At 63.1% G+C, this 25,804-nt stretch carries 23 protein-coding genes; all 23 read right to left on the bottom strand.

What is annotated here, in order from left to right; genetic code table 11:
* Nucleotides 1–77: 77 nt before the first annotated feature.
* The 23 genes from ispD to rpsB all read right to left on the bottom strand — a co-directional run bounded on the left by ispD (nucleotide 78) and on the right by rpsB (nucleotide 25,739).
* Nucleotides 78–776, bottom strand: coding sequence for a 2-C-methyl-D-erythritol 4-phosphate cytidylyltransferase (ispD, locus tag JVX91_RS13310; protein WP_205339656.1), 699 nt, complete (start codon nucleotides 774–776; stop codon nucleotides 78–80).
* Entirely contained in the window at nucleotides 773–1,057 is a 285-nt protein-coding gene (ftsB, locus tag JVX91_RS13305) for a cell division protein FtsB (RefSeq protein WP_017521200.1), read from the bottom strand. Before ftsB ends, ispD begins: the two co-directional genes overlap by 4 nt.
* A gap of 61 nt (nucleotides 1,058–1,118) precedes the next feature.
* Complete coding sequence (eno, locus tag JVX91_RS13300) at nucleotides 1,119–2,408, bottom strand: phosphopyruvate hydratase (RefSeq protein WP_015476278.1); 1,290 nt, start codon at nucleotides 2,406–2,408, stop codon at nucleotides 1,119–1,121.
* 104 nt (nucleotides 2,409–2,512) lie between these two features.
* Entirely contained in the window at nucleotides 2,513–3,358 is an 846-nt protein-coding gene (kdsA, locus tag JVX91_RS13295) for a 3-deoxy-8-phosphooctulonate synthase (protein WP_205339655.1), read from the bottom strand.
* 2 nt (nucleotides 3,359–3,360) lie between these two features.
* Nucleotides 3,361–4,989, bottom strand: a complete 1,629-nt coding sequence (locus JVX91_RS13290; RefSeq protein WP_205339654.1) for a CTP synthase — start codon at nucleotides 4,987–4,989, stop codon at nucleotides 3,361–3,363.
* Between the two features lie 171 nt (nucleotides 4,990–5,160).
* Nucleotides 5,161–6,489, bottom strand: coding sequence for a tRNA lysidine(34) synthetase TilS (tilS, locus tag JVX91_RS13285; protein WP_205339653.1), 1,329 nt, complete (start codon nucleotides 6,487–6,489; stop codon nucleotides 5,161–5,163).
* Nucleotides 6,490–6,558: 69 nt separating this feature from the next.
* On the bottom strand, nucleotides 6,559–7,509 hold the full coding sequence (gene accA, locus JVX91_RS13280) for an acetyl-CoA carboxylase carboxyl transferase subunit alpha (RefSeq protein ID WP_205339652.1): 951 nt from the start codon (nucleotides 7,507–7,509) through the stop codon (nucleotides 6,559–6,561).
* Between the two features lie 113 nt (nucleotides 7,510–7,622).
* Nucleotides 7,623–11,153, bottom strand: coding sequence for a DNA polymerase III subunit alpha (gene dnaE, locus JVX91_RS13275; protein WP_205339651.1), 3,531 nt, complete (start codon nucleotides 11,151–11,153; stop codon nucleotides 7,623–7,625).
* A gap of 153 nt (nucleotides 11,154–11,306) precedes the next feature.
* Nucleotides 11,307–11,918, bottom strand: coding sequence for a ribonuclease HII (gene rnhB / locus JVX91_RS13270; protein ID WP_205339650.1), 612 nt, complete (start codon nucleotides 11,916–11,918; stop codon nucleotides 11,307–11,309).
* A complete protein-coding gene (gene lpxB, locus JVX91_RS13265) occupies nucleotides 11,918–13,060 on the bottom strand; it encodes a lipid-A-disaccharide synthase (RefSeq protein ID WP_205339649.1) in 1,143 nt (380 codons plus the stop codon). The genes rnhB and lpxB overlap by 1 nt, the downstream gene beginning before the upstream one ends.
* A gap of 2 nt (nucleotides 13,061–13,062) precedes the next feature.
* Nucleotides 13,063–13,839, bottom strand: a complete 777-nt coding sequence (lpxA, locus tag JVX91_RS13260; RefSeq protein ID WP_205339648.1) for an acyl-ACP--UDP-N-acetylglucosamine O-acyltransferase — start codon at nucleotides 13,837–13,839, stop codon at nucleotides 13,063–13,065.
* Nucleotides 13,836–14,276 (bottom strand): 3-hydroxyacyl-ACP dehydratase FabZ, encoded by a 441-nt coding sequence (fabZ, locus tag JVX91_RS13255; RefSeq protein ID WP_024766076.1) that lies wholly within the window; start codon nucleotides 14,274–14,276, stop codon nucleotides 13,836–13,838. The genes lpxA and fabZ overlap by 4 nt, the downstream gene beginning before the upstream one ends.
* A 48-nt stretch (nucleotides 14,277–14,324) precedes the next feature.
* Nucleotides 14,325–15,386: a UDP-3-O-(3-hydroxymyristoyl)glucosamine N-acyltransferase gene (lpxD, locus tag JVX91_RS13250; protein WP_205339647.1), complete on the bottom strand. Its 1,062-nt coding sequence runs from the start codon at nucleotides 15,384–15,386 to the stop codon at nucleotides 14,325–14,327.
* A complete protein-coding gene (locus JVX91_RS13245) occupies nucleotides 15,386–15,889 on the bottom strand; it encodes an OmpH family outer membrane protein (protein ID WP_205339646.1) in 504 nt (167 codons plus the stop codon). Before JVX91_RS13245 ends, lpxD begins: the two co-directional genes overlap by 1 nt.
* Nucleotides 15,890–15,937: 48 nt before the next feature.
* Nucleotides 15,938–18,292: an outer membrane protein assembly factor BamA gene (bamA, locus tag JVX91_RS13240; protein ID WP_205339645.1), complete on the bottom strand. Its 2,355-nt coding sequence runs from the start codon at nucleotides 18,290–18,292 to the stop codon at nucleotides 15,938–15,940.
* Between the two features lie 72 nt (nucleotides 18,293–18,364).
* Entirely contained in the window at nucleotides 18,365–19,717 is a 1,353-nt protein-coding gene (gene rseP, locus JVX91_RS13235; protein WP_205339644.1) for a sigma E protease regulator RseP, read from the bottom strand.
* A 16-nt stretch (nucleotides 19,718–19,733) separates the two neighbouring features.
* Nucleotides 19,734–20,924 carry a 1-deoxy-D-xylulose-5-phosphate reductoisomerase gene (gene ispC / locus JVX91_RS13230; protein WP_205339643.1) on the bottom strand — a complete coding sequence of 397 codons (1,191 nt, stop codon included), beginning with the start codon at nucleotides 20,922–20,924 and terminating at the stop codon, nucleotides 19,734–19,736.
* The gene (locus JVX91_RS13225) at nucleotides 20,921–21,736 is read right to left on the bottom strand and encodes a phosphatidate cytidylyltransferase (RefSeq protein ID WP_205339642.1); all 816 of its coding nucleotides are present in this window, start codon (nucleotides 21,734–21,736) and stop codon (nucleotides 20,921–20,923) included. Before JVX91_RS13225 ends, ispC begins: the two co-directional genes overlap by 4 nt.
* Nucleotides 21,730–22,485: a polyprenyl diphosphate synthase gene (uppS, locus tag JVX91_RS13220; RefSeq protein WP_205339641.1), complete on the bottom strand. Its 756-nt coding sequence runs from the start codon at nucleotides 22,483–22,485 to the stop codon at nucleotides 21,730–21,732. Before uppS ends, JVX91_RS13225 begins: the two co-directional genes overlap by 7 nt.
* 16 nt (nucleotides 22,486–22,501) lie before the next feature.
* Nucleotides 22,502–23,059 (bottom strand): ribosome recycling factor, encoded by a 558-nt coding sequence (gene frr / locus JVX91_RS13215; RefSeq protein WP_205339640.1) that lies wholly within the window; start codon nucleotides 23,057–23,059, stop codon nucleotides 22,502–22,504.
* Nucleotide 23,060: 1 nt separating this feature from the next.
* Entirely contained in the window at nucleotides 23,061–23,798 is a 738-nt protein-coding gene (gene pyrH / locus JVX91_RS13210; protein ID WP_017521181.1) for a UMP kinase, read from the bottom strand.
* 205 nt (nucleotides 23,799–24,003) lie between these two features.
* Nucleotides 24,004–24,873 (bottom strand): translation elongation factor Ts, encoded by an 870-nt coding sequence (tsf, locus tag JVX91_RS13205; protein ID WP_205339639.1) that lies wholly within the window; start codon nucleotides 24,871–24,873, stop codon nucleotides 24,004–24,006.
* Between the two features lie 125 nt (nucleotides 24,874–24,998).
* Nucleotides 24,999–25,739 (bottom strand): 30S ribosomal protein S2, encoded by a 741-nt coding sequence (gene rpsB, locus JVX91_RS13200; RefSeq protein WP_045210003.1) that lies wholly within the window; start codon nucleotides 25,737–25,739, stop codon nucleotides 24,999–25,001.
* Nucleotides 25,740–25,804: the final 65 nt, after the last annotated feature.

The raw sequence follows: 25,804 nt of genomic DNA, 5'->3' as shown, positions 1-25,804 counted from the left end.
AGGGGAAAGCATCGACACGGACCTCCGGAAAGATAACTGCTCCCAAGGCTCGGCCGGGGCGCAGGCTGGAGGAGCGCTCAGTGCTTGGCGAAGTTACGCTGCAGGCGCTGCAGGTCTTCCGGGGTGGTGACCTTGATGTTGTCCGCCCGCCCTTCCACCATGCGCGGCGCATAGCCCGCCCACTCCATGGCAGACGCCTCGTCAGTGATGGCCGCATCGGCCACCAGCGCATCCGCGAGTGCGCGATGCAACGCGCCGAGGCGGAACATCTGCGGGGTATAGGCCTGCCAGACCACGCTGCGGTCGATGGTTTCGACTACACGGCCATCAGCGCCCACGCGCTTCAAGGTATCCCGCGCAGGCACGCCGAGCAGGCCGCCCACAGCGTCGAACTCCAACTCGTCCAGTAAGCGATCCAGATCGGCGCGCGCCAGGTTCGGCCGGGCGGCGTCATGCACCAGCACCCAGTCATCCGGCGTAGCGCCCAGCTCGGCCAGGCGCAGCAGGCCATTGAGCACCGAGTCGGCGCGCTCGCGGCCACCGTCGGCACGCTGGATCAATTCATTGGAAGCGCTGGGCAGGGTCGGCCACCAGGGATCATCGGCGGCCAGGCAGACCACCAACCCTTTCAGACGGGAATGGCCGAGGAAGCAGTCGAGCGTACGTTCGAGAATGCTGCGACCAGCGAGGTCGAGGTATTGCTTGGGGCGATCGGCGCGCATCCGCGAACCGATGCCGGCGGCCGGAATCACGGCCCAGAAGGCGGAAGTGGTCATTGCGCGAGCTGGTAGAGGGTTTCCTTGTCCTTGACCATGCCGAGTTCGTGGCGGGCACGTTCCTCGACCGTCTCGGTGCCTTTCTTGAGCTCGGCCACTTCGGCCTCGAGTATGCGGTTACGCTCGAGCAAACGCTCGTTCTCGCCCTGCTGGTCGGCGATCTGCTTCTGCAGGTCGCGCACCTGCGCCAGGCTGCCATCACCGACCCACAGGCGATACTGCAGACCGGCCAGCGCCAGGATCAGCACGACGAACAGCCAGTAAGGGCTACGTAACCTCAAACCATAAGCTCCATACGCAAAGGGGTGGCTCCTGCCACCCCTTCACCGTACCAGACTAGCGTCAGCCGCGGAATTCCGCGCGACCACGGTACGGCGCCTTGGCGCCCAGCTGCTCTTCGATGCGCAGCAGCTGGTTGTACTTGGATACGCGGTCCGAACGGCACAGCGAGCCAGTTTTGATCTGACCAGCGGCAGTGCCGACGGCCAGGTCAGCGATGGTGCTGTCCTCGGTTTCGCCCGAACGGTGCGAAATCACGGCGGTGAAGCCGGCGGCCTTGGCCATCTGGATGGCTTCCAGGGTCTCGGTCAGCGAGCCGATCTGGTTGAACTTGATCAGGATCGAGTTGCCGATCTTCTCGTCGATGCCGCGCTTGAGGATCTTGGTGTTGGTCACGAACAGATCGTCACCGACCAGTTGCACCTTCTCGCCGATCTTGTCGGTCAGGACTTTCCAGCCAGCCCAATCGGACTCGTCCATGCCGTCTTCGATGGAGATGATCGGGTAGCGCTGGGTCAGGCCGGCCAGGTAGTCGGCGAAACCTTCGGCGCTGAAGACTTTGCCTTCACCTTCGAGGTCGTACTGGCCGTCCTTGAAGAACTCGGACGAGGCGCAGTCCAGGGCCAGGGTCACGTCGTCACCCAGCTTGTAACCGGCGTTGGCGACGGCCTCGGCGATAGCGGCCAGGGCGTCTTCGTTGGAAGCCAGGTTCGGCGCGAAGCCACCTTCGTCACCCACCGCGGTGTTCAGGCCACGGGCCTTCAGCACGGCTTTGAGGTGGTGGAAGATCTCGGCGCCCATGCGCAGCGCGTCGGCGAAGTTCTTGGCGCCAACCGGCTGAACCATGAACTCCTGGATGTCGACGTTGTTATCGGCGTGCTCGCCGCCGTTGATGATGTTCATCATCGGCACCGGCATGGAGTACTGGCCCGGGGTGCCGTTCAGGTCGGCGATGTGCGCGTACAGCGGCACGCCCTTGGCCTGAGCGGCGGCCTTGGCGGCGGCCAGGGACACGGCCAGGATGGCGTTGGCGCCCAGCTTGCCTTTGTTCTCGGTGCCGTCGAGGTCGATCATCGCGTGATCCAGACCTTTCTGGTCAGCCGCGTCCTTGCCCAGCAGCAGGTCGCGGATCGGGCCGTTGATGTTGGCCACGGCTTTCAGCACGCCTTTTCCCAGGTAACGGCTCTTGTCGCCATCGCGCAGTTCGAGAGCCTCACGGGAACCGGTGGATGCACCGGACGGGGCACAGGCGCTGCCGACGATGCCGTTGTCCAGGATCACATCCGCTTCAACGGTCGGGTTGCCGCGGGAGTCCAGGACCTCACGGCCCTTGATGTCGACGATCTTTGCCATTCTTGATAACACTCCGAAGATAGAGATAAACGGGGCGGCTGGTGAGACATCAGAAGCGGCTCAAGGGCCTGCCGTGCTGCGCGCGGCAGGCATCGAGCCGATTCTCAGGCAGTCTCGATGGTGGGGAAACTCTTGACCAGGTCGTCCAGCTGCTTGAGCTGGGACAGGAAAGGCTCGAGCTTGTTCAGGCGCAGGGCGCACGGACCGTCGCACTTGGCGTTCTCGGGGTCCGGATGGGCCTCCAGGAACAGGCCGGCGAGGCCCTGGCTCATGCCGGCCTTGGCCAGGTCGGTGACCTGGGCGCGGCGGCCGCCGGCGGAATCGGCGCGGCCACCCGGCATCTGCAGGGCATGGGTCACGTCGAAGAACACCGGGTACTCGAACTGCTTCATGATGCCGAAGCCGAGCATGTCCACCACCAGGTTGTTGTACCCGAAGGAGGAGCCACGCTCGCAAAGGATCAGCTGGTCGTTACCCGCCTCCTCGCACTTGCGCAGGATGTGTTTCATCTCCTGCGGCGCGAGGAACTGGGCTTTCTTGATGTTGATCACCGCTTTGGTCTGGGCCATGGCCACGACCAAGTCGGTCTGCCGGGACAGGAAGGCCGGCAGCTGGATGATGTCGCAGACCTCGGCCACCGGGGCGGCCTGGTAGGGCTCGTGCACGTCGGTGATGACCGGCACCTTGAAGGTCTTCTTGATCTCTTCGAAGATCTTCAGCCCCTCTTCCATGCCCGGACCACGGAACGAGGTGATCGAGGAACGGTTGGCCTTGTCGAAGCTGGCCTTGAACACGTAGGGGATGCCGAGCTTCTCGGTCACCTTCACGTACTCTTCGCAGACCTGCATCGCCAGGTCGCGCGACTCCAGTACGTTCATGCCACCAAAGAGCACGAACGGCAGGTCGTTGCCGATCTGGATGTCGCCGACGCGGATGATCTTCTGGCTCATGCTCAGGCTTTCCCGGCTTGTTTCAGGGCGGCGTTGACGAAGCCGCTGAACAGCGGGTGGCCATCACGCGGGGTGGAAGTGAATTCCGGGTGGAACTGGCAGGCGACGAACCACGGATGATCCGGAGCCTCGACCACTTCGACCAGCGCGCCGTCGCCGGAGCGACCGGAAATCTTCAGGCCGGCGGCTTCCAGTTGCGGACGCAGGTTGTTGTTCACTTCGTAGCGGTGACGGTGACGCTCGACGATCACGTCCTTGCCGTAGCAGTCGTGCACCAGGGTACCGGCGGACAGCAGGCACTCCTGGGCGCCCAGGCGCATGGTGCCGCCCAGGTCGGAAGTCTCGGTGCGCACTTCAGTGGCGCCGGTGGCGTCCTGCCATTCGGTGATCAGGCCGACGACCGGGTGGCCGCTGGACTTGTCGAACTCGGTGGAGTTGGCATCGGTCCAGCCCAGCACGTTACGGGCGTACTCGATGACGGCCACCTGCATGCCCAGGCAGATGCCCAGGTACGGAACCTTGTTCTCACGGGCGTACTGCACGGCGGTGATCTTGCCCTCCACGCCGCGCAGGCCGAAGCCGCCCGGAACCAGGATGGCGTCGGCGCCTTCGAGCAGGCTGGTGCCCTGCTGCTCGATATCCTCGGAGTCGATGTAGCGCAGGTTGACCTTGGTGCGGCTCTGGATGCCGGCGTGGGTCATGGCTTCGATCAGCGACTTGTAGGCGTCGAGCAGTTCCATGTACTTGCCGACCATGGCGATGGTGACTTCACGCTCGGGGTTGAGCTTGGCGTCGACCACGCGGTCCCACTCGGACAGGTCGGCCGGGCCGCACTCCAGGCCGAAGCGCTCGACGACCAGGTCGTCCACGCCCTGGGCATGCAGCACCGACGGAATACGATAGATGGTGTCGACGTCTTCCAGCGAAATGACCGCGCGCTCTTCCACGTTGGTGAACAGGGCGATCTTGCGGCGGGAAGACACGTCCACCGGATGGTCGGAACGGCAGATCAGGATGTCCGGCTGCAGGCCGATGGAGCGCAGTTCCTTGACCGAGTGCTGGGTCGGCTTGGTCTTGGTCTCGCCAGCGGTGGCGATGTACGGGACCAGCGTCAGGTGCATGAGCATCGCGCGCTTGGCGCCGATTTCCACACGCAGCTGGCGAATAGCCTCGAGGAAGGGTTGCGACTCGATGTCACCCACGGTACCGCCGATCTCTACCAGGGCCACGTCGGCATCGCCGGCGCCCTTGATGATACGACGCTTGATCTCGTCGGTGATATGCGGGATCACCTGCACGGTGGCGCCGAGGTAGTCACCGCGACGCTCCTTGCGCAGCACGTCCATGTAGACGCGGCCGGTGGTGAAGTTGTTGTTCTGGGTGACGGTGGTACGAACGAAGCGTTCGTAGTGGCCCAGGTCAAGATCGGTCTCGGCGCCGTCGTGGGTGACGAACACCTCACCGTGCTGGAACGGGCTCATGGTGCCCGGATCTACGTTGATGTAGGGGTCCAGCTTGAGCATCGTGATCTTCAGGCCACGCGCTTCCAGAATGGCAGCCAAGGAAGCCGAGGCGATGCCTTTCCCCAATGAAGAAACAACACCACCCGTGACGAAGATGTAGCGCGTCATGAAAAGCCCTGAATGTCAGCGTTTAGGCGGCTCGGCCGCCGGGGAAGCGAAGGTGTCGGGCCGCGGCCCAACTCACGACTTCGTCGTGATCAATAGCGAACTCCCGCTGGTTCGGAGGGGAATCAACGGGAGCGGTACAAGACGGGAGCGTAGTCTACCGGAAAGCGGCTTTCAGCTCAAACCCGAGTCATTCGTCGGCGCTGTCCAGCGCAGCGTCCAGGGCTGACCGGGCTCCACACGCAGATCGGGCAGCAGTGCGACGCCCAGCAGCTCGTCGCCTCGCCAGAGCAGTGGCAAACGGCCACGCAGGAAAGCCGGCACAGCGGCTTCGTTGAGCAGCCGCTTCAGGTCGCGCCGACCACGCCCGGCCACCGCCATCACTTCTCCGCCTTGACGGTAACGGATCTCAAGCGGACCAACCGGCGGCTCACCCTCGAAGCGCAGCGAACCATTGCCCGGCAACACCAGGGATTGCGCGGACACCGCCCAGGAGTACGCTTCCGGCACGAAGCCAAGCCAGGGACTGGCCAGCCACCAGAGGCGGCCCTGGGCACGGCGCAGCTCGCCATCCGCAAGACGCCAGACCGGCTCGGCGTCGTCGCGCGCATCGCGAAGGTCTCGCCACCCCGCCCAATGCGCGCTGTCCGGCAGCCGTGCCAGAGGAGCCAGCCAATGCCGCAACGCGTTGCGCTGGCGTGGCTCGCTCAATTCGATCAGCGCGGCCAGTGCCAGCGAAGGCAGCTGCATGCCTGCGTACTCGGAACGCTCCCCGGCCAACGACAGGTCGTTCCGCGCCAGTTCGCTCAGCAAGCTTTCGGACTCCGCCAGATGTTCGGCACTTCGGGCAATCGTCTCGCTCGCCGCGGGCCAACGCCGAACGATGAACGGCAGTACCTGGTTACGTAGATAGTTGCGGTCATGGTCGTCGTTGGCGTTGGACGGGTCTTCCACCCAGCCCAGGCCATGGCGCTTCGCATAGCGCTCCAGCTCCAGGCGAGTTGCGCCCAGCAGCGGCCGCAGCAGCGAACCAGCGCCCAGCGGACGCTCGGCAGCCATACCGGCCAGCCCGCGCACCCCGGCGCCACGGAACAGGCGGAACAGCACCGTCTCCGCCTGGTCGTTCTGGTGCTGAGCGGTCAAGAGGCACTCCCCCTCCCCCAACGCCGCTTCGAAGGCGGCATAGCGCGCTTCGCGTGCGGCACGCTCCAGGCTGGCCCGCCCATCGACCCGTACTCGCTCGATCCTCAGCGGCACACCGAGATCGTCACAGGCGCGCTGGCAGTGGCTAGGCCAAGCGTCGGCCGCAGCCTGCAGGCCGTGATGTACATGGATGGCGGTAATCGGCGGCAAGGCTTCGCGATGAGCGAGTTGCGCGAGGAGGTGCAGGAGAACGGTGGAATCCAGGCCGCCGGAAAGCGCCACCCGCCAAGCCGGCGCGTTTCGCCAGGGGGCCAGGAAGGTCAGCAGTCGGGATTCGAGAGACGCGGATTCAAGGGGCATGGCGCAGGTCGACAGGGTCGGGGACGAGGCAAGGATACCTCGTCACCCGCGCTGCGCCGAAGACGTCGATCAGGCGACGCCGTAGCTCATCAGGCGCTCGTAGCGGCGCGCCAGCAGCTCTTCGCTACTCAGTTGCTTGAGGGTATCCAACTGCCCCAGCAGGGATTCGCGAATGGTCGCGGACATGGCTGCCGGATCGCGGTGGGCACTGCCCAGCGGCTCGGGGATGATGTTATCGACGATACCCAGATCCTTCAGGCGATTGGCGGTGATGCCCATGGCCTCGGCGGCTTCCGGCGCCTTTTCGGCGGTACGCCAGAGGATCGAGGCGCAACCTTCGGGGGAAATCACCGCGTAGGTGGAATACTGCAGCATGTTCAGTTGATCGCAGACGCCGATGGCCAGCGCGCCGCCGGAACCGCCCTCGCCAATCACGGTGGCGATGATCGGGGTTTTCAGGCGCGCCATGACACGCAGGTTCCAGGCGATGGCCTCGCTCTGGCCGCGCTCTTCGGCATCGATGCCCGGGTAGGCGCCAGGCGTATCGATGAAGGTCAGGATCGGCATCTTGAAGCGCTCGGCCATTTCCATCAGGCGGCAGGCCTTGCGGTAGCCTTCCGGGCGCGGCATGCCGAAGTTGCGGCGAACCTTCTCGCGCACTTCGCGGCCTTTCTGGTGGCCAATGATCATCACCGGCTGCTCGTCCAGGCGGGCAACGCCGCCGACGATGGCCGCGTCATCGGAGAAATGACGGTCGCCGTGCAGTTCTTCGAATTCGGTGAAGATGTGCTCGATGTAATCCAGGGTGTAGGGGCGACGCGGATGGCGAGCGAGCTGGGCGATCTGCCAGCTGGACAGGTTGCCGAAGATGTTCTCGGTCAGCGCCTTGCTCTTCTCCTGCAGACGGGAGATCTCGTCGGTGATGTTCAGGGCGTTGTCGTTGCCAACCAGGCGCAGCTCTTCGATCTTGGCGTGCAGGTCGGCAATGGGCTGTTCGAAATCGAGAAAATTCGGGTTCATGGGCTATCCGTCGTTCTGTTGGCGGCTGGGCCTGGTCCGTAGGCGCCCTACCTTACGGTATCGGGCGCCGAGGGTCGAGACTGGCAAGCGGGCGGCGTTTGGCCACCGCCGCGCTAGCGGTAGTTCAGGAAGACGTTGTCGCGGCCGAACTGGTCACGCAGCGCTTGAATCAGGTTGTCTGCCGGGTCGATCCGCCACTGCTCACCGAACTGCAGCAACGCGCGCGCGGACTCGCCACTGTAGTCGACGGTGACCGGGCAACTGCCGCGGTGGCGGGTGCACAGATCGGCCAGCCAGCGCAGGCGGTCGCCCTTGAGCGCATCGGCATGGACACGCACGCGCAGGCTCTCGGCCAGCGAAGTACGGGCCTCTTCCAGGCCCATCACGCGCTTGGCGCGCAGGCGCAGGCCGCCGGAGAAATCGTCCTGGCTGACTTCGCCCTCGATCACCACCAGCGCATCAGTCTGCAGCAGCGCCTGGTTGGCGGCGAAGGCCTCGGCAAACAGAGAGGCTTCGATACGGCCGGAGCGGTCGTCCAGGGTCACGAAGCCCATCTTGTCGCCGCGTTTGTTCTTCATCACCCGCAGGTTGACGATCAGACCGGCAACGGTCTGGGTGTCACGGGCAGGTTTCAGCTCGACGATGCGCTGGCGGGCAAAACGTCGCACCTCGCCTTCGTACTCGTCGATCGGGTGACCGGTCAGGTACAGGCCAAGGGTGTCCTTCTCACCTTTCAGGCGCTCCTTGAGGTTGAGCTCCTTGACCTTGCGATGGTTGGCGTAGACGTCCGCCTCGGGCTCGGCGAACACACCGCCGAACAGGTCCATGTGGCCGCTGTCGTGGCTGCGCGAGGTCTGCTCGGCGGCCTTGACGGCCTCTTCCATGGACGCCAGCAACACCGCACGGTTGATGTCGACGTGGGCGTGGTAGGCCTTCTGCTCTTCATGGAAGTGCGGGCCGAGGCGATCCAGCGCACCGGCGCGGATCAGTGCCTCCAGGGTGCGCTTGTTGACGCGCTTGAGGTCGATACGGTCGCAGAAGTCGAACAGGTTCTTGAACGGCCCGCCCTCGTTGCGGCACTCGGTGATGGCTTCCACCGGGCCTTCGCCGACGCCCTTGATCGCGCCGAGGCCGTAGACGATCTGGTCGTCATCATCGACCGTGAAGCGGAACTCGGAGTTGTTCACGTCCGGCGCCAGGATGCGCAACTTCATGTGGCGGCACTCTTCGATGAGAGTCACCACCTTGTCGGTGTTCTGCATATCCGCGGTGAGTACCGCGGCCATGAACGGCGCCTTCCAGTGTGTCTTCAGCCAGGCGGTCTGGTAGGACACCAGGCCGTAGGCGGCCGAGTGCGACTTGTTGAAGCCGTAGCCGGCGAACTTTTCCACCAGGTCGAAGATGTTGCCCGAGAGTTCCTTGTCGATGCCGTTGTTCGAGCAGCCCTCGATGAAGCCGCCGCGCTGCTTGGCCATTTCCTCGGGCTTCTTCTTACCCATTGCCCGGCGCAGCATGTCCGCGCCGCCGAGGGTATAGCCCGCCATCACCTGGGCGATCTGCATCACCTGTTCCTGGTACAGGATGATGCCGTAGGTGGGCTTGAGCACCGGCTCGAGGCCCGCGTACTGGTAATCCGGGTGCGGGTAGGAAACCTCCGCGCGCCCGTGCTTACGGTTGATGAAGTCGTCCACCATGCCCGACTGCAGCGGACCGGGACGGAACAGCGCCACCAGTGCGATGAGGTCTTCCAGGCAGTCTGGCTTGAGCTTCTTGATCAGCTCCTTCATGCCGCGCGATTCAAGCTGGAAGACCGCGGTGGTTTCCGCCTTCTGCAGCAGGTCGTAGGTCTTCTTGTCGTCCAGCGGGATGCGGTCGATGTCGACCAGATTCGGGTCGCCGGCCTTCTGCTGCTTGCGATGGATGATCTCCATCGCCCACTTGATGATGGTCAGGGTGCGCAGGCCAAGGAAGTCGAACTTCACCAGGCCAGCAGCTTCCACGTCGTCCTTGTCGAACTGGGTTACCAGGCCGGCACCCTCTTCGTCACAGGCGATGGGCGCGAAGTCGGTCAGCTTGGTCGGCGCGATCACCACGCCGCCGGCGTGCTTGCCGGTACCGCGGGTGACGCCTTCCAGCTTGAGCGCCATGTCCCAGATTTCCTGGGCTTCCTCGTCGGACTTGAGGAAGTCGCGGAGCATCTCTTCCTGCTCGTAGGCCTTTTCCAGGGTCATACCCACTTCGAAGGGAATCATCTTCGACAGTTTGTCGGCCAGGCCGTAGGACTTGCCCTGCACCCGCGCCACGTCGCGCACCACCGCCTTCGCGGCCATGGAGCCGAAGGTGATGATCTGGCTGACCGCGTTACGACCGTAGGCGCCGGCCACGTAGTCGATCACCCGGTCGCGGCCTTCCATGCAGAAGTCGACGTCGAAGTCGGGCATGGAAATACGTTCGGGGTTGAGGAATCGCTCGAACAGCAAGTCATAGGCAAGCGGGTCGAGGTCGGTGATCTTCAGCACGTAAGCGACCAGCGAGCCGGCACCCGATCCACGGCCGGGGCCCACCGGCACGCCGTTGTTCTTGGCCCATTTGATGAAGTCCATCACGATCAGGAAGTAGCCGGGGAAGCCCATCTGGATGATGGTGCCCAGCTCGAACTCCAGGCGATCGACGTAGATCTGCCGCTTCTCTTCGTAGTTCGGTGTGGTTTCCTTCGGCCAGAGCACCGCCAGGCGCTCCTCCAGGCCCTCATAGGAGACATGGCGCAGGTAGTCGTTGATGTCCATGTCGTCGTAAGGGATCGGAAAGTTGGGCAGGAAGTACTTGCCCAGCTGCACATCGATGTTGCAGCGCTTGGCGATCTCGACGGAGTTTTCCAGTGCCTCGGGAATATCGCTGAACAGCTCGGCCATCTCGGCCGGACTCTTCAGGTACTGCTGGTCGGAATAGGAGCGCGAGCGGCGCGGGTCGTCCAGCGCCCGGCCTTCGCCGATGCATACGCGGGTTTCGTGGGCTTCGAAGTCTTCCGGCTTGATGAAGCGCACGTCGTTGGTCGCCACCAGCGGCGCGCCGCTGCGCTCGGACAAGGCCACGGCAGCGTGTACATGCTCCTCGTCGTTGACCCGGTTGGTGCGCTGGATGTCCAGGTAGAAGCGATCCGGGAAGAGCTCGCACCACTCGGCCAGCAGCGAGTCGGCCAGGGTATTGTCACCTGCCAGCAGCGCCAGGCCGATTTCGCCTTCCTTGGAGCCGGACAGGGCGATCAGGCCCTCGGCCGCCTGCTTGACCCACTCGCGCTCGATGATGATCTCGCCGTTACGCTGGCCGTCCTGCCAGCCGCGGGAAATCAGCTCGGTCAGGTTGCGGTAGCCCTTGGCGTTCATCGCCAGCAGGGTCAGACGGGTCAGCGGGCCGTCCTCGTCGCGGTTGGCCAGCCAGATGTCGGCGCCGCAGATCGGCTTGATGCCACCGCCCATGGCCGTCTTGTAGAACTTCACCAGCGAGCACATGTTGCTCAGGTCGGTCACCGCCACCGCCGGCATACCGGCCCCGCCGACCGCCTTGATCAGCGGCTTGACCCGCACCAGGCCGTCGACCAGGGAGAATTCGGTGTGCAGACGCAGGTGAACGAAGGTGGCGGTCATGGTGGTCCTTGGCAAACGCGAAAAACGGCAAGCCCCGGATTGTACCGGGGCTATCCGTAAAGCTACAGGGATCTATGGGCCAGCCGCCGCACGAGGCGACCCAAGGTGCAGGCACAGCGCTGCCCGGAGGAATTTCAGAGCAATAACAGGGTGTTACAGAATGCCGCCGGCGTTTTCCAGTACCTCACGCACCGGACCGAAGGAGCGCCGGTGAATCGGCGTCGCCCCCAACCGCTTCAGGGCTTCGAGGTGCACCGGCGTCGGATAGCCCTTGTGACCGCCGATGCCGTAGCCCGGGTAGAGCGCTTCCATTTCCTGCATCTCACGGTCGCGGCTGACCTTGGCCAGGATCGAGGCAGCTGCAATGGCCGGCACTTTGGCATCACCCTGCACCACGGGGGCGGACGGCACCTGCAGTTTCGGACAGCGATTGCCGTCGATCAGTGCCAGTTTCGGGGTGACAGCCAAGCCTTCGACGGCCCGCTGCATCGCCAGCATGGTGGCGTGGAGGATATTCAGCTGGTCGATCTCGTGCACGTCAGCACGAGCGATGCACCAGGCGAGGGCCTTCTCGCGAATCTCGTCGAAGAGCTTTTCACGGCGAGCCTCGGTGAGCTTCTTGGAGTCGTTCAGACCGCTGATCGGACGAGCTGGATCGAGAATCACCGCCGCGGTGACCACCGGACCGCACAGCGGTCCGCGACCCACTTCGTCGACACCGGCGACCAGCTCTTCCACCAGGGTGAAATCAAGCCCCATCTGCATCAGCGTTTCTCCACCAGGGCGAGTACCGCTTCGGCGGCCTGCGCGGACGCATCCTGGCGCAAAGCGCGGTGGATGGCGTCGAAGGATTCGGTTTGCACACTGCCGTCATCAAGCAGCGGCAGCAAAGTAGCGGCCAGCGCGTCCGGCGTTGCCGCGTCCTGGATCAGCTCTGGCACCAGCAGGCGACCGGCCAGCAGGTTCGGTAGCGAGATGTAAGGGCTTTTCACCAGACGCTTGAGAATGCGGTAGGTCATCGGCGCCACCTTGTAGGCGACGACCATCGGCCGCTTGTACAGCAGCGCTTCCAGCGTCGCAGTCCCCGAGGCGATCAGCACCGCGTCGCAGGCGGCCAGGGCGTCGTGGGAAGCACCGTCGAGCAACTGCACGGGCAGGTCACGACCGACCAGCATTTCCTCAATCTGCGCACGGCGCTCGGGACTGGCGCAAGGCAGTACGAAGCGCAGCTGCGGGCGAGCCGCCAGCAGGCGTTCGGCAGTATCGAGGAACAAGGCACCGAGCTTGCCGACCTCCCCCCCCCGGCTGCCCGGCAACAGCGCCACGACGCAGGCGTCCTGTGGCAGGCCAAAGCGGTCGCGCGCACCGGTCCGGTCGGCTTCCAGCGGGATGGTATTGGCCAGCGGATGGCCGACGAAGCGCACCGGCACGGCATGCTCTTCGTAGAAGCGCGCCTCGAACGGGAACAGTGCGAGCATCAGGTCGCAGGCTTCCTTGATCTTCAGCACGCGCTTCTGCCGCCAGGCCCATACCGACGGACTGACGTAGTGCACCGTGCGGATGCCCGCACGGCGCAGCTTCAATTCGATGTTGAGGTTGAAGTCCGGCGCATCGATGCCGATGAACACATCCGGCTTGGCCGCGATCAGCATCCGCACCAGATCCTTGCGGCGGCGCAGCAGTTCACGCAGGCGGCCGAGGACCTCGACCAGACCCATGACGGCCAGACGCTCCATTGGGAAATGCGATTGCAGCCCTTCGGCCTGCATGCGCGGACCACCGACACCGATGAACTCGATGTCGGGGTGACGCTGCTTGAGCGCCTGCATCAGGCCGGAGCCGAGGATATCGCCGGACGCCTCGCCCGCGACCAGGGCGACGCGCAGCTTGCGAGCGGTCGGTTGCATGGTCAGCGGGTGATGCCGCGGGTGGAGCTCTGGATGGAGTCGCGGAACACGGCGACTTCCGGGAACTGCGCTGAGACTTCGACCAATTCGGCGAGCGCCTCATCCACGGTCAAGCCCTGGCGGTAGACCACCTTGTAGGCCCGGCGCAGCGCCTGGATCGATTCGGCGCTGAAACCGCGACGGCGCAGGCCTTCGAAGTTCATGCTACGCGCCTCGGCTGGATTGCCGAAGACGGTCACATAGGCCGGAACGTCCTTGCCAATGGTCGTTCCCATGCCGGAGAAGGCGTGGGCGCCAATCCGGCAGAACTGGTGCACCAGGGTATAACCCGACAGGATTGCCCAATCATCGACATGCACGTGACCCGCCAGCGCGGTGTTGTTCACCAGGATGCAATGATTGCCGATCACACTGTCATGACCGACGTGGACGTAGGCCATGAACAGGTTATGGTCGCCGATAGTGGTTTCCGAGCGATCCTGGATGGTGCCGCGGTGGATGGTGACACCCTCGCGGATCACGTTGTGATCGCCAATTACCAGGCGTGTCGGCTCTCCCTTGTACTTCAGGTCGGGAGTGTCCTCACCGACGCTGGAGAACTGGAAAATCCGATTGTGCTTACCGATCTTCGTGGGGCCTTTGACCACCACGTGCGGACCGATCACCGTACCTTCGCCGATCTCCACATCCGGCCCGACGATGGACCAGGGGCCCACTTCTACGTCGTCAGCCAGCTTTGCGCGCGGGTCGATGATGGCGCGAGGATCGATCAAACTCATAGTTTGCGTTCCGCACAGATGATTTCGGCCGAGCATACCGGCTTGCCATCGACGGTGGCATTACAGTCGAACTTCCAGATGCCGCGTTTGACGCTGAGGAACTGGGCGTTGAGCTGCAATTGATCGCCCGGCAGCACTGGCTGGCGGAAGCGCAGCTTGTCGGAGCCGACGAAGTAGTACAGGGTGCCATCGGCCGGCTTCACGTCGAGCATCTTGAAACCGAGAATGCCGGCGGCCTGGGCCATGGCCTCGATGATCAGCACGCCCGGCATGATCGGGTGCTGCGGGAAGTGGCCATTGAAGAACGGCTCGTTGATGCTGACATTCTTGTAGGCGCGAATGCGCTTGCCTTCGATGTCCAGCTCGACCACCCGATCCACCAGCAGGAAAGGGTAGCGATGAGGCAGGTATTCGCGAATCTCGTTGATGTCCATCATGTTCAGGGGAGCCTGTTCAGAAAAGGGAAACGCCAAAAAATGCGTGACTCACGCATCTGATGGAGCGTTGCCACTCGGGGTCACGGCGGCCAGGCGCTTTTCTAGCTGTTGCAGACGACGGGCCATGTCATCCAGCTGACGAATACGCGCGGCGCTCTTCTTCCATTCAGCCGCAGGCTGCATGGCGGTACCGGAGGAATAGGAGCCCGGTTCGGTGATCGAACGGGTGACCATGGTCATACCGGTAACGAAAACGTTGTCGCAGATCTCGATGTGACCGACCAACCCGACACCGCCAGCCAGCATGCAATGCTTGCCGATCTTGGCGCTGCCGGAAATGCCGCAGCAACCGGCCATGGCCGTGTGGTCACCGATCTGCACGTTGTGGGCGATCATGATCTGGTTGTCCAGCTTCACACCGTTACCCACCAGGGTATCGGAGAGCGCGCCACGGTCGATGGTGGTATTGGCGCCGATCTCGACGTCATCACCCAAGGTTACGCCACCGATTTGCGCGATCTTCTGCCAGACACCCTTGTGATTGGCGAAGCCGAAGCCTTCGCCGCCCAGAACGGCCCCCGACTGGATCACCACGCGCTTGCCGATGCGCACATCGTGATAAAGGGTCACGCGCGGAGCCAACCAGCCGCCATCGCCGATCACGCTGCGCGCGCCGACGAAGCAGTGAGCCCCCACGGTGACGCCTGCGCCGATCAGGGCACCGGCTTCGATCACGGCATAGGGACCGATGCTGGCAGTCGCATCGATCTGCGCACCCTCATCGACCACCGCGGTGGGATGAATGCCAACCGGCGCCTTGGGCTTACGGTCGAACTGGTGGGACAGGCCGGCATAGGCCAAGTAGGGATTGGCTACGATCAGCGCATTGCCGGCATAGCCTTCGGCGTCTGCAGCCGTCAGCAGGACGGCGCCTGCCTGGCTGTCGCCGAGGAATTTACGGTACTGCGGATTGGCCAGGAAACTCAGTTGGTCGGCACCGGCGTCCTGCAGGGTAGCCAGTCCGTGAATCACCAGGGCAGGATCGCCACGCAGCTCTGCATCGAGCTGCGCAGCCAGTTCGGCGAGGGTAAAAGACAGCTGGGTCATCATCAACGCAGTTGGTTCATGCGCTCGATGACTTGGCGGGTGATGTCGTATTGCGGCTTCACGTCCACCACGGCGCCACGCTCGACCACGAGGTCATAACCACCTTTCTTGATGGTTTCCTCGACGGCCTGGTCCAGCTTCGGCTTGAGCTTCTTCAGCATGTCGCGATCAGCGACGGCCTTGGCTTCGTTCAGCTCCTTGGACTGGAACTGGAAGTCGCGGGCTTTCTGCTTGAAGTCACCCTCGGCCTTTTCACGCTCGGCATTGGACATCTTGCTGCCGCCATTCACCAGCTTGTCTTGCAGAGCCTTGGCATCGCTCTCCAGGGCCTTGAGCTTGTTCAGCTGGGGGCCGAACTTCTTCTCCGCGTCCACGGCGTACTGCTTGGCCGAATCGGACTCGAGGAGTGCCATCTGATAGTTGAGCACCGCGATCTTCATGTCGGCGAACGCGGGGCTCGCCGCCAGGGCTGCGGTGATCAGGACGAACTGGGTCAACTTACGCACGATGCACTCCTGCACAAAGCATGGTTGTCATTACAACGATACGGCCAATTAGAAGGTCTGTCCCAGGGAGAACTGGAAGATCTGGGTTTCGGCGTTGTCCGGCTTCTTGATCGGAGTTGCCAGGCTGAAGCTCAGCGGACCGAGGGCGGTGATCCAGGTCAGGCCCACACCAGCGGACATCGCCATATCCTGGAACTTGACGCCGTCACACCCTTGGGTGGTGGAGAGCGGGCAATCGGTATCGAACACGTTACCCACGTCCCAGAACAGTACGGTACGCAGCTGGCGCTGGTCCTTCACGAAGGGCAGCGGGAACAGCAGTTCGGCACCGCCGGTGATCATGATGTTACCACCGAAGGCCTGCGGATCCTGGTCCGGGTCCGCCTCGGTATCCTTGTTATGGCCCGTGCTGGGCGTGCTGCGCGGTCCGAGTGTACTGTCCTTGAAGCCACGCACCGAGTTGAAGCCACCAGCGTAGTAGTTCTCGTAGAACGGCAGGCGATCGGTATCACCGTAAGCGCCGCCATAACCGAGTTCGGTGTGGAAGCGCATGGTGTAGTTCTCGGTGAGCGGAGCGAAAATCTGGCCGCGGTAGTCAAGCTTGTAGAACGACAGGTCGCTGCCCGGAATGGTGGATTCCAGCACCAGGCTCTGGGAATGGCCACGGTTCGCCAACACGCCCTTGTTCAGGGTCGATTCGGACCAGCCGATGGACGCCTTGAAGTTGGTGAAGCTGTCGCCTTCCTGCTGGATGAAGTCGAAGATCTCGTCGACGGTGTAGACGCCGGTGTCGATCTCGTCCTTCTGAACGGTCAGGCCGTAGGTCAGGCGCGAGGTCTCGCTGATCGGATAGCCGATGCTGACGCCGGCGCCCAGGCTGTTCACCGAGTAGCTGGCCACATCGACATCGAGATCGCTGTAGTCGGTCTTGCGGTAGAAGGCGTTGTAACCCAGGCTCACGCCGTCGACGGTCCAGTAGGGGTCGACGAAACCGAAGTTGTAACGGGTCTGGTAGTCGGACTTGGTCAGACCGAGGCTGACCTTGTTACCGGTACCTAGGAAGTTGTTCTGGCTGATGGAGCCACCGAGGATCAGACCGGCGCTCTGAGCGAAGCCCACGCTCGCGGTGATCGAGCCGGACGGCTGCTCTTCCACGCTGTAGTTGACGTCCACCTGGTCGTCGGTACCCGGCACGGCCGGCGTCTCGACGTTGACTTCCTTGAAGTAGCCCAGGCGCTCGAGGCGCTGCTTGGACTGGTCGATCAGGTAGGTCGAGGCCCAGCCGCCTTCCATCTGGCGCATTTCACGACGGAGTACTTCGTCCTCGGTCTTGGTGTTGCCACGGAAGTTGATGCGGTTGACGTAGGCGCGCTTGCCCGGATCGACCACGTAGGTGATCGATACGGTCTTGTTCTCGTCGTTCGGCTCGGGCACGCCGTTGACGTTGGCGAAGGTATAGCCCTCGTTACCCAGGCGGCGGGTGATCAGGTCGGACGTGGTGGTCATCACCTTGCGGGAGAACACCTGGCCTTTCTTGACGAGAAGCAACTTCTTCACTTCCTCTTCCGGCACCTTGAGGTCACCGGAGAGTTTCACGTCGCTGACGGTGTACTTCTCGCCTTCGTTGACGTTGACAGTGATGTAGACGTGCTTCTTGTCCGGCGTGATGGAAACCTGGGTGGAGGCGATATCCATGTGGATGTAGCCACGGTCCAGGTAGTAGGAGCGCAAACGCTCCAGGTCGCCGGAGAGCTTTTCGCGGGAATACTTGTCGTCGTTCTTGAAGAAGGACAGCCAGTTGGTGGTCTTCAGCTCGAACAGATCGGTCAGGTCTTCTTCGGAGAAGACGGTGTTGCCCACCACGTTGACATGGGCGATGGCCGCCACGGTGCCTTCGTTGATGTTGATCTTCAGTGCCACGCGGTTGCGCGGCTGCGGGACCACTTCGGTTTCGATCTCCGCGGAGTAACGGCCCTGAGCCACATACTGGCGCTGCAGTTCGTTACGCACGCCCTCGAGAGTCGCGCGCTGGAAGATTTCGCCTTCGGCCAGACCGGACTGCTTCAGACCTTTCATCAGGTCTTCGGTAGTAATGGCCTTGTTACCCTCGATTTCGATGCTGGAAATCGACGGACGCTCGACGACGTTGACGATCAGCACATTGCCATCACGGCTGAGCTGGATGTCTTGGAAGAAACCGGTCTTGAACAGCGAGCGGGTCGCTTCGACCAGGCGGCGATCGTCGATCTGCTCGCCGACGTTCAGCGGCAGTGCCGCGAATACGCTGCCGGCAGACACGCGCTGCAGGCCGTTGACCCGGATATCGGAAACAGTGAAGGACTCGGCGTGAACCTGGGCGATCATCAGCGCGGAAAGGGCCGCGGGAAGCAGAAAGCGTTTCATGGAGTCCTTTTATTCCAACTGACAAATAGAGAATCTGCCGCAAATGGCGGCAGATCCGAAATCCAATGGCGGTTACAGTCGACTCAGATCGTTGACCAGGGCCAACAACATGACCCCGACTACCAGGCTGATGCCAATCTGCATCCCCCAAGCCTGGACCCGCTCCGACAATGGGCGACCTCGCACCCACTCGACCATGTAGAACAGCAGATGCCCGCCATCGAGGACAGGAATCGGCAACAGGTTGAGAACCCCCAAACTGATGCTCAGATAGGCGAGGAAATGCAGAAAATCCCCTACGCCGGACTGGGCTGAAGCGCCCGCCACTTTAGCAATGGTTATCGGCCCGCTCAAGTTTTTTACCGAGAGCTGCCCAAGCACCATTTTCTTTAGAGAATCCAGAGTTAGCAGGCTCATGGACCAGGTTCGGGAGAGCGCCTGACCGACTGCGGCTACCGGTCCGTAGCTCACTTCGCGAAGCATCTCCGCCGGCCACTGCCCCGCCGCGACACCTGCGCCCAGGTAACCGGTGCGGGCCTTGCCCTCCCCCTTGGCCGCAAGGGTCAGAGTGAGCTCTTCACGCTGACTGGCGCGCTCGACGACCAGGTTGACCTTGCCCTCGGGCTTCGCCCGCACCCGCTCCACGAGCTGTTGCCAATCCGTGACCGGCTGACCATCGAGACTGACGATACGGTCACCAATCTGCATGCCCGCAGCCTTGGCCGGCCCCTTGTCGTCCAGCTCGGCGATCACCGGTGCGACAGAGGGTCGCCACGGCTGGATTCCCAGACCACCGATGGGGTCAGGGTTCTCTTCGTTCTTCAGCCAGGAACTGATTCGCACCTGATGCACGGAGGGCGCAGTCGAGCCCTGGTCCATCACCGAAACGCTCAGCTCGCCGGTTTCACCCAGCCGGCGCACCAACTGGAGATTGACGCTACCCCAGCCGTCGACCGCCTCGCCATCCACCGCCACCAGCTCTTGCCCTGCCGCGAGACCGGCCTGAGCCGCGGGACTGTCCGCCACGACGGAACCGATGACCGGCTTGACCTGCTGGCTGCCCAGCATCGCCAGGATCCAGAAGAACAGAATGGCCAGCAGGAAGTTGGCGATGGGGCCGGCAGCGACGATTGCGATGCGCTGGAACACGGTTTTTCGGTTGAAGGCGCGGTCGAGCAGTTCATCGGGGACATCCCCTTCCCGCTCGTCGAGCATTTTCACGTAGCCGCCCAGCGGAATGGCCGCAACGACGAACTCGGTGCCCTGCCGGTCGTGCCAGCGCACCAGCGGCGTGCCAAAGCCCACGGAGAAGCGCAGGACCTTGACCCCGCAGCGACGGGCCACCCAGAAGTGCCCGAATTCGTGGAAAGTGACCAGTACGCCCAGGGCGACTATCAACCCCACCACCATATACATGGCGCTCATCGCTACCTCCTGGGCCTCAAAGCCCGCGTTCCTGCAACCACGCCTGTGCGGCGCCGCGCGCCCGCTGATCGGCCGCCAGCACCGCATCGAGCGATTCGACCGGCGCATGCGCCTCGCGGTTCAGCACCTCGTCGATGATAACCGCGATCTCTGTGAAGCGGATGCGCCGCTCGAGGAATGCCGCTACGGCCACCTCATTCGCGGCGTTGAGCGCGGCCGGCGCGCTTCCTCCCGTCTCCGCCGCCTGGCGCGCCAGGCGCAGACAGGGAAAGCGCTGTTCATCGGGCGCCGTGAAGTCCAGGCGCGCAACGGAGAACAGGTCCAGTGGCGAAACGCCGGATTCGATGCGCTGCGGCCAGGCCAGGGCATGGGCGATAGGCGTGCGCATATCCGGATTACCCAACTGGGCCAATACCGAGCCGTCAATGTAATCCACCAGGGAATGGATCACGCTCTGCGGATGGATCACCACCTCGACTTTCGACGGCGGCGCATCGAACAGCCAGCAGGCCTCGATCAGCTCCAGGCCCTTGTTCATCATGCTGGCCGAGTCGACGGAAATCTTCCGCCCCATCGACCAGTTGGGGTGCGCGCAGGCTTGCTCCGGAGAAACCTGGGCCAACTGCTCCAGCGGCGTCTCGCGGAACGGGCCGCCCGAGGCAGTCAGCAGGATGCGCCGAACGCCCACGGCATCGAGCCCGCGCGCGTAATCCGTTGGCATGCACTGGAAGATCGCGTTGTGCTCGCTGTCGATAGGCAGCAGCACGGCACCACTGGCTCGCACTGCATCCATGAACAGCGCGCCGGACATCACCAGCGCCTCCTTGTTGGCGAGCAGCACGCGCTTGCCTGCCTCGACGGCCGCCAGCGTGGGCTTGAGGCCGGCAGCACCGACAATGGCGGCCATCACCGCATCCACGTCGGGATGGGCGGAAATCTCGCAAAGACCGGCCTCGCCGACCAGCACGCGCGCATCGAGCCCCGCAGAGATCAAGCGATCCTGCAGAGCCCTGGCCTGCTCGACCTCCGGCACCACCACAAAACGTGGCCGATGACGGAGGGACAGTGCCTCCAGTTCCGCCAGGCGGGAGAAACCGCTCAGCGCAAAGACGCGGTAACGATCAGGATGACGCCCAATGACGTCGAGCGTGCTGAGGCCGATCGAACCGGTCGCCCCCAGCACGGTGATCCATTGCGGCCGACTCACGGCGCACCCCAGCCCACGGCCCACAGCAACGCGGTGAACACCGGAATCGCTGCGGTCAGGCTGTCGATACGATCCAGCACGCCACCATGGCCAGGCAGCAGGTTGCTGCTGTCCTTCAGCCCCGATTGGCGCTTGAACATGCTTTCGGTGAGGTCACCGATGACCGACAGGGCCACCACGACGGCGGCGCAGGGCAGTGCCAGCAGCAGCTCGCGAACGGTCCAGTCACGGTAGATCGCCACGCCGACGGTGATCAGCAGGCACAGTGCCATACCACCGAAGAAACCTTCCCAGCTCTTGCCCGGACTGACCTTCGGGGCGAGCTTGCGCTTGCCGAAGGCCTTGCCGGAGAAATAGGCGCCAATATCGGCAGCCCAGACCAGCACCATCACGGCGACGATCAGCCAGTTGGAGAGCGGCCACTGCTTCAGCAGTACGAGGCCCTGCCAGGCCGGCAGCAGGATCAGCAGGCCGATCAGCAGACGGCGCCAACGGCCACCCCAGCTCGACGCGCTGTCCGGATAGGTCAGCACCATGACAGTCGCCAACACCCACCAGAGCAACGCCAGCACCAGCACAGCACCGGCCAGTTGCGGCAGCCAGGCCAGCACCATCATCAGCCCGGCGACCACGGCGGCATAGCCGACGCGGGCAGACTGTTCGTTGTAACCGGCCAGGCGAGCCCATTCCCAGGCGCCAAGGCCGACCACCAGGCCGATGAACAGCGAGAACGCCGCACCGTCGAGCAGGAAGAAACCACCCAGCGCGATCGGCAGGAGGATCAGCGCCGTGATGATTCGTTGTTTCAACATGTCGGGGGGGCCTCGGCCTCGACCTGCTCGCTGGTCTTGCCGAAGCGGCGCTGACGAGAGGCGTAATCCTGCAACGCAGCCTGCATGGCTTCGTGCTTGAAGTCGGGCCAGTAGAGATCGGAGAAATACAGCTCGGCATAGGCCAGCTGCCAGAGAAGGAAGTTGCTGATGCGGTGCTCACCGCCGGTGCGGATGCACAGGTCAGGCAATGGCTGGTCGCCTGTGGAGAGGCAGCCCTGGATCAGTTCCGGGGTGATTTCCTCAGCCGCCAGATGGCCGGCCTGCACCTCGCGGGCAAGGCGCTGCGCCGCCTGGGTGATATCCCACTGGCCGCCATAGTTGGCTGCCACCTGCAACAGCATGCTGCTGCCGTTGGCGGTCAGTGCCTCGGCCTCGCGCATGGCCGCCTGCAACTCAGGTGCGAAGCGGCTGCGGTCACCGATGATGCGCAGGCGGATACCGTTGGCGCTGAGCTTGCGCACCTCGCGGCGCAAGGCCATGAGGAACAGCTCCATCAGCGCGCCGACCTCTTCGGCCGGGCGCTGCCAGTTCTCGCTGGAGAAGGCAAACAGCGTCAGCACTTCGACGCCGGCCTCAGCACAGGTCTTGATCACGGCACGGACGGCATCCACGCCGGCCTTGTGCCCGGCGACGCCAGGCATGAGGCGCTTCTTCGCCCAGCGGTTGTTGCCGTCCATGATGATCGCCACGTGCCGGGGCACGGGCGTCACCTGCTTGGTCTTTTCCATGACGAGAGCCCGGCCGTCAGACGGCCATCAGATCCGCTTCCTTGGCCTCGAGGGCCTTTTCGATGTCAGCGACGAACTTGTCGGTGATCTTCTGGATGTCGTCACCGGCGCGGCGCTCGTCGTCCTCGCTGATCTCCTTCTCTTTCTGCAGGTCCTTCAGTTGGGCCAGCGCATCGCGGCGGATGTTGCGCACGGAAACACGAGCCTGCTCGGCCTCGGCACGAGCCTGCTTGGTGAAGCCCTTGCGGGTTTCCTCGGTCAGGGCCGGCATCGGCACACGGATGGTGGTACCGGCGGTCGCCGGATTCAGGCCCAGGTCGGAGGTCATGATGGCCTTCTCGACCGCCTGGATCATGCTCTTGTCGAACACGCTCAGGGCCAGGGTGCGGGAATCTTCCACGGTCACGTTGGCCACCTGGCGCAGCGGCGTGTCGGAGCCGTAGTAGGACACCATCACGCTATCCAGGATGCTCGGGTGCGCACGGCCGGTACGAATCTTGGCGAAGGCATGACCCAGGGCTTCCAGGGTTTTGCCCATACGATCCTGTGCTTCCTTCTTGATCTCGTTGATCATCTCAATCCTCCTCGATCAGGGTGCCTTCAGCACCACCTACAACAATATTCAGCAGCGCACCGGGCTTGTTCATGTTGAACACGCGCAGCGGCATTTTCTGGTCCCGGCACAGGCAGATGGCCGTCAGGTCCATCACACCCAGCTTGCGATCGAGCACTTCATCGTACGTCAGACGTTCGAATTTCTCGGCATTCGGGTCCTTGAACGGGTCGGCAGTGTACACGCCGTCCACTTTGGTCGCCTTGAGCACTACGTCAGCATCTATTTCGATGGCGCGCAGGCAGGCGGCGGAATCGGTGGTGAAGAAGGGGTTGCCGGTACCGGCGGAGAAGATCACCACTTCGCCACTCTTCAGGTGGCGCATGGCCTTGCGGCGGTCGTAGTGATCGGTCACGCCGACCATGGAGATGGCGGACATGACGATAGCGGTGATATTGGAACGCTCCAGCGCGTCACGCATGGCCAGGCCGTTCATCACGGTGGCGAGCATGCCCATGTGGTCACCGGTGACACGGTCCATGCCCGCTGCGGACAGCGCAGCGCCACGGAACAGGTTGCCACCACCGATAACCAGGCCGACCTGGACACCGATTCCCACGAGCTGGCCGATTTCCAGGGCCATACGATCCAGCACCTTGGGATCGATGCCGAACTCCTCGGAGCCCATCAGGGCTTCGCCGCTCAGTTTTAGAAGAATGCGTTTATAGCGAGGTTGACGAGCGCTCAGCTGCTGAGCCATGACCTATTTCTCCTGCGGCGATTGAATGCTGTGCGCCTTGTGGGCGCTTTGCGGAAAGCTTGGACCAGCCAGCCTTACGGCGCCTTTAAACCCGCCTGGCGGGGTTGCGCCGCGGAAGCCGCCCTTTTGGCTTCCCCAGTTTGGCAAAGAGGCCGCGCGCGTTAGCGGGCAGCCTCTTGCGGGGCGACAGTCGTGAGACTGTCTATTACTGCTTGGAAGCGGCTACTTGAGCAGCAACCTCGGCAGCAAAGTCGGCTTCGACTTTCTCGATGCCTTCGCCTACTTCGTAACGAACGAAGGAAACGATCTCGGCGCCGGCTTTCTTGGCCAGATCACCCACCTTGACTTCCGGATCCTTGACGAAGGCCTGCTCGACCAGGCTGGCTTCGGCCAGGAACTTCGAGATACGGCCTTTGACCATGTTCTCGACGATGTTTTCCGGCTTGCCGGCGATCTTGTCGGCGTTCAGAGCGAGGAAGATTTCCTTCTCTTTGGCAACGGCTTCTTCGGAAACCTGCGACGGATCCAGGAACTGCGGGTTGCTGGCAGCGACGTGCATGGCGATGTCGCGAGCCAGTTCGGCATTGCCGCCCTTCAGGGTAACCAGGACGCCGATGCGGTGGCCGTGCAGGTAGGCACCAACCACGTCACCTTCTACGCGAGCCAGACGACGGATGTTGACGTTCTCGCCACACTTGGCAACCAGGGCTTCACGGGCCGGCTCTTGCTCGGCGATCAGCGGAGCAGCGTCGGTCAGCTTCTGAGCGACAGCTTTGTCCAGGCTGGCAGCCACGAAGTTCTTGAAGTCGTCCTGCAGAGCCAGGAAGTCGGTCTGCGAGTTGACTTCGATGATGGTAGCGGACTTGGCGTCGTCAGCGACTTTGGCGGCGATGGCGCCTTCGGCGGCAATGTTGCCAGCCTTTTTGGCAGCCTTGATGGCGCCCGAAGCGCGCATATCGTCGATGGCTTTTTCGATGTCGCCTTCAGCGGCTACCAGTGCCTTTTTGCACTCCATCATGCCCTGGCCGGTACGCTCACGCAGTTCCTTGACCAGTGCTGCAGTAATTTCTGCCATTTCGAAATCCTCTTGAGTTGCTCTCAAAACCAGATCGCCCGGATGCCCGGGCGGAATTTTCGGGGTGGCAAAAAGGGGGCCTAGCCCCCTTCCTGCTCACCGTAGGACGTCTGGACGTCCTGGAATCAGCCTTCGGCGGATTCGGCCGGTGCTTCTTCGACGAACTCGTCAGCAGTCACGCCACCGGCGTTCTTGCCACGCAGTACGGCTTCAGCCATCGAGCCCAGGTACAGCTGTACGGCGCGGATGGCGTCGTCGTTACCCGGGATAACATAGTCAACGCCTTCCGGGCTGCTGTTGGTATCGACGATGCCGATGACCGGGATGCCCAGCTTGTTGGCTTCGGTGATAGCAATGCGCTCGTGGTCAACGTCGATCACGAACAGAGCGTCCGGCAGGCCGCCCATGTCCTTGATGCCGCCCAGGCTGCGATCCAGTTTTTCCAGATCACGGCTGCGCATCAGGGCTTCTTTCTTGGTCAGCTTGGCGAAAGTACCGTCCTGAGACTGAACTTCCAGCTCGCGCAGACGCTTGATCGACTGACGAATGGTCTTGTAGTTGGTGAGCATGCCGCCCAGCCAACGGTGGTCAACGTAGGGCATGCCGCAACGGGCAGCTTCTTCGCGGACGATCTTGCCAGCGGAACGCTTGGTGCCGACGAACAGGATCTTGTTCTTGCCCTGGGCCAGGCGCTCAACGAAGGTCAGGGCCTCGTTGAACATCGGCAGGGTTTTTTCGAGGTTGATGATGTGGATCTTGTTGCGCGCGCCGAAAATGAACTTGCCCATTTTCGGGTTCCAGTAACGGGTCTGGTGGCCGAAGTGCACACCGGCCTTCAGCATATCGCGCATGTTGACTTGGGACATGATAGTTCCTCGATAAGTCGGGTTAGGCCTCCATGCATCCCAACGGCCAACCCTCCGAACGTGTC

This window comes from Pseudomonas sp. PDNC002 (assembly GCF_016919445.1).
In the GTDB taxonomy this organism is placed as follows: domain Bacteria; phylum Pseudomonadota; class Gammaproteobacteria; order Pseudomonadales; family Pseudomonadaceae; genus Pseudomonas.
This window is presented reverse-complemented; position numbering and strand designations above follow the sequence as displayed.